We start from the raw sequence: 374 nt of genomic DNA on the forward strand, positions 1-374 counted from the left end.
ATTCCAACACCGCGCCCACCGGATCGGGCAACGCCAATACCGGCACACCTTGCGGCAGGCCTTGCGTCTTTGCGATGTCGTCGACGTAATCATTTATCGGCACAAACCTGGGGGTACGTGTACGCACGGCATGCCGGCTGCCGAAATCCTCGCCGTCGTAACGGTATTCCCACACTTGATCGGTCAGAAACCCATCGGCGAATTTCAACCCGTGCAATACCGTTTGGGGCGTTTCTCGCAACGTTGCCAGATCCACTTTCAAGAACCGCGCGGATGGCGCCGTCTGCGCCTTGTAGGCATCCAACACCGGCTCAGGCCACCGGTCTTGCGAGAACGCGATCCACGCTTCCTTGTAGGCCTTGGTGTCGACGTGT

General features: G+C 59.1%; 1 protein-coding gene. It reads right to left on the reverse strand.

From position 1 onward, the window contains the following. Positions 1 to 304, reverse strand: a 304-nt coding sequence (locus AC6LJY_RS27985) for a hypothetical protein (RefSeq protein ID WP_498137241.1), incomplete at its 3' end; no start/stop codon positions are given. Between the last annotated feature and the right edge of the window lie 70 nt (positions 305 to 374).

This window comes from Achromobacter sp. RT286_PF, from assembly GCF_059760425.1.